A 3,480-nucleotide genomic window follows, 5' to 3' on the forward strand; every position below is an offset into this window, starting at 1 on the left:
AGGTTTTGCCGTCTGCTGCCAGTGCCAGTTTGTATTCGGGTACTCGTGCAGCAGATGCGGCTATGGCCCCCTTGGCAGCGGTTGCCAGTACGATGATGCCTGCCAGCGTTACGGTGCGGTGGGATGGCTTATTAGTTTTCATTACTTGTCCCCTAGTTATGGGACGTATTTTCTAATTAAGAAATGAGCCTGAGTCACATATTGAGCCAAACCTAATTATTCGTACAGGGTAGTCAGGGTCATGGTCTGGTTGTGCAAGTCGCAACTGCCTTTGGCGTAAGGTGAAATTTCCCCGTAGGAATAGAAGCCAATTTGTTGGGTTGATTCCGGCAAAATATCCAGTACTGCTTCGGCTTCTTCTTCTGCATCAACGCCCATAACCATGCGCCGCCCGACGCAACTGATGGCAATGCACAATACTTCTGCATCAGTTTTGGTGGCGCTCATCAAGGCGGCATCTTCTGCACCTTCTACCAGTTGTTCAAGGTTTGCACGCATCAATTGCGCGTAAGCCCCCACTGGAATGTCGCCTGCGAAGGTGAGGGATTGGGTGGCTTCATCCACCGCAAGGATGGTACGCACCAATTCCTTGGTTTCACCGGGTTGGCTTAGTGCCAAGGAGAAGCGCAAGCCTGTTGCCGGTAAGCCTTCCGCCATTTCGCCGAGGTAAGTCTTGTACAGGGAGAGTGCTGGTTTGCCAGCCAGTTCATACAGCACGTTGTGTTCAGCACGGGTCACTTCACGCGCAGGGCCAAACGGTTTCCAGCCACCTTTAGAGCCGTGCCCAATTTTGACATCACCATACAGGCCGAGTGCGGCAATGGTATGGCTGGTTGGTTTGCCGTCTTTCAGCACCCAGGTTTTTTTGAAGTGCTTGCCATCGCCCGCTAGCCCACCTGTAACAGTGATACCTGCCACGACATCATTGAAACCTTGGACAAGTTCGCTGCCGTTGACATTCAGGCCATCGGAAAGCACGAAAATGCCTTTTAAATCATCGCCAGTCAGCCTATCGGCCAACACCCGGCCTGCATGGTGGGAGTCTTGCGCCCCGTCTATTGCAATGTGGGTCATGTGCAGGCGGCTGGATTCAAATTGGGCTAAGGCAATAACCAAACTGTTGTCGTGGATGTGTTTGCCAAGAATTTCACCCGCACTGGAACAGCCCATGAACGTCGCTTGCGGATATTTTTCTGCCAGTACTTCAAAGGGGTGCGTATGTTCCAGAAAGTCCGAGTGACCAAATATCAGGATGAGGAGTTGTGGTGATGAAATATCGGGCAATACAGAGGAAAAACCATGCGCGACAGTATACGTCAGGGTGCTAATTTTCATTGTTGTGCCACTCCGGGAGATCGAGATTTTTTGTTATTTGAAACCTGACCCAGATGATGGCACGATCTGCCGAGCAACACTAGCGCTTAAAGATGAGTGGAATTTGTTTTCACCAAGAAAGTGCTATTGCTATCAATGAATTCACGTGCAAACAGTTTGGTTCTGCTACTGCTGAAGCGGGGGGCCTCATCAAATACAAACCCCAGAAAGCCCAATAATTAAGCGCTTCTTGTTTACAATAGGCGGTGACTTCTCTATGGTATGTCAATGCCCTGTTGATGGGGCTTGACAGTTATCTATAGCTAAAAAAACATGAAAAAACTGCTAGCAGCCTGTCGGACTCCCCGTCTTCCCAAAAAGTGTACAATCAGCGGACACAGCGAACTGCGGGGTAAACCACAGGTAATAAAAGAGAATTTAGGTTATGAACATCACCGTTTTGTTAGCCGCCGCGCTGTCCATCATCTTGGTTGTAGCTGCCGTGTACTTGTATAGGTTCATCAGTTACCGCCGTGCCAAAAGGCGGGCAGAAGAAGCCTGCCGCAAAAAATCAATGCGGCGGCAAGAAGAAACCACAACACGGGTATACAAATCTTCCCGGTTCCACTACTGAATGGGGAGTACCTTAATTTTTCATGGCTCTAAGGCGTTTGTCCGGTCGAGTATCACCGTAAACACCCCTTTCACCACTTCCGCCATTTTGATGTAATCCAAGCGTTCCCACGTATCCTCGCGGTGGTGGTAGGCATCATTACGGTAGAAAGCGGTATCCGTTACCATCAATGCGGGGAAACCTTGCCGCCAGAAGTTGAGGTGATCCGAAAAATCAATGCCCGGAATCAGCCACGGGGCATTGATGGAATACACTGGCATTGCCATCACGCGGCGCATACTGGCTTTGGTGTCACGCACGATGCCCATGCTTGACAGGTTGCCGACCACAGCAATGAAATTGCCTTGATTGGCATAGGCGTATTCCATCAAAGGCAGCGGAAAATCTTGGCTGTGCGGTGTGTCGTCATAGTAGCCGATCATTTCCAACGCGATCATCAGTTCTACTTTGTCCCCATTTTCGAGCAGCTTCTTGGCGTGTACTGCGCTGCCCATGTTGGCTGTCCTGAAATATGGCGGTTCTTCCAGTGTAAAGGCGACCAACTCCACCTGTTTGGTGAGTGGTGCTTGGCTTAATAAGCGTGCTAACTCCAATAACCCGGCAATGCCACTGGCGTTATCATCTGCTCCCGGCAACTCCTCGTAAGCATCGTAGTGTGCCCCTATCACGATGCGGGTTGGCGTTGCGGGACCAAAGCTAATCGACAGGTTGTTGTAAGTTCCACCCTCCACCACAAACGGCATGTCTTGTACCTTGCCGAATGCTGCCCATTGTTCACGGATGTAGGCGGCGGAAGCATTCAAATTGTCGGGAAAAGTGCGTGGTGGCAACTCGGCAGAAAGCTTGCGCACGTGTGCTTGCAAACGTTCAGAGGAAACGCTGACAGATGTTGTTACCTGATCAGTTTGCCATAACGGTTGGGTGACGACAAACCATAACCCCACCATGAGGAATGGCAGAACCAAAGCAACCTCGCCCAAGGAGCGGAGGAGTTTACGCATCATCATTCCAGCGTCCCCTTACCTTTTGCCCAAAAATACATTCGGGTCAACGAAGAATAACCGATTCCACGCCTGCGGCAAAGCAGCATCATACAGCCACGGCTGTGGGTAAGGGGTGCGGATGTCGTAATGCAAATGCGGCGGCTTGCCCTTGGCGTTGCCGGTCGTTCCCACCTTGCCGACGGCATCTCCCGCCCATACCCAGCATAACGCTTGTGTATCAATTTGTTGCAGGTGCGCGTAGTAGTGGAAACGCCACTTTGCCCCCAGCATGAACACGTAATTCCCGCCCATGCTGTCCTCCCCCGTGCTGATAATCAAGCCTGTAGTGGCGGCGAGTACGGGCGTGCCTTCTGGGGCGAAAATGTCGATGCCCTTGTGCGTACCGGAACGTCCCCACGGGTAATACCAGAACGATTGCAGATTCCAGTCCGCACGGCTTGCACCACTGACCGGGATGCGTGGCGTTTCAGGCAGGAAGAATGCAGCCATTGCTACCGCCAGCAGCGTGCTAAACAGCAGGTGGGGAAC

The 3,480-nt window shown here is 51.7% G+C and carries 4 protein-coding genes; 1 reads left to right on the forward strand and 3 read right to left on the reverse strand.

Annotated elements, in window-relative coordinates; translation table 11 throughout:
• Nucleotides 1-216 precede the first annotated feature (216 nt).
• Nucleotides 217-1,335, reverse strand: coding sequence for an FIST N-terminal domain-containing protein (locus PHE17_RS21490; RefSeq protein WP_301017977.1), 1,119 nt, complete (start codon nt 1,333-1,335; stop codon nt 217-219).
• A 424-nt stretch (nt 1,336-1,759) separates the two neighbouring features.
• Here PHE17_RS21490 and PHE17_RS21495 point away from each other — a divergent pair, with 424 nt between their 5' ends.
• Nucleotides 1,760-1,948: a hypothetical protein gene (locus tag PHE17_RS21495; RefSeq protein ID WP_301017979.1), complete on the forward strand. Its 189-nt coding sequence runs from the start codon at nt 1,760-1,762 to the stop codon at nt 1,946-1,948.
• Nucleotides 1,949-1,968: 20 nt separating this feature from the next.
• On the opposite strand, the gene PHE17_RS21500 is transcribed toward PHE17_RS21495, so the two are convergent.
• Together PHE17_RS21500 and PHE17_RS21505 are read right to left on the reverse strand one after the other, a co-directional pair.
• Nucleotides 1,969-2,949, reverse strand: coding sequence for a M28 family peptidase (locus tag PHE17_RS21500; protein WP_301017980.1), 981 nt, complete (start codon nt 2,947-2,949; stop codon nt 1,969-1,971).
• An 18-nt stretch (nt 2,950-2,967) separates the two neighbouring features.
• Nucleotides 2,968-3,480 (reverse strand): M23 family metallopeptidase (locus tag PHE17_RS21505; RefSeq protein WP_363320167.1); only part of this gene is annotated, 513 nt, incomplete at its 5' end.

The organism is Thiothrix sp., assembly GCF_028714775.1.
Taxonomy (GTDB): Bacteria; Pseudomonadota; Gammaproteobacteria; order Thiotrichales; family Thiotrichaceae; genus Thiothrix.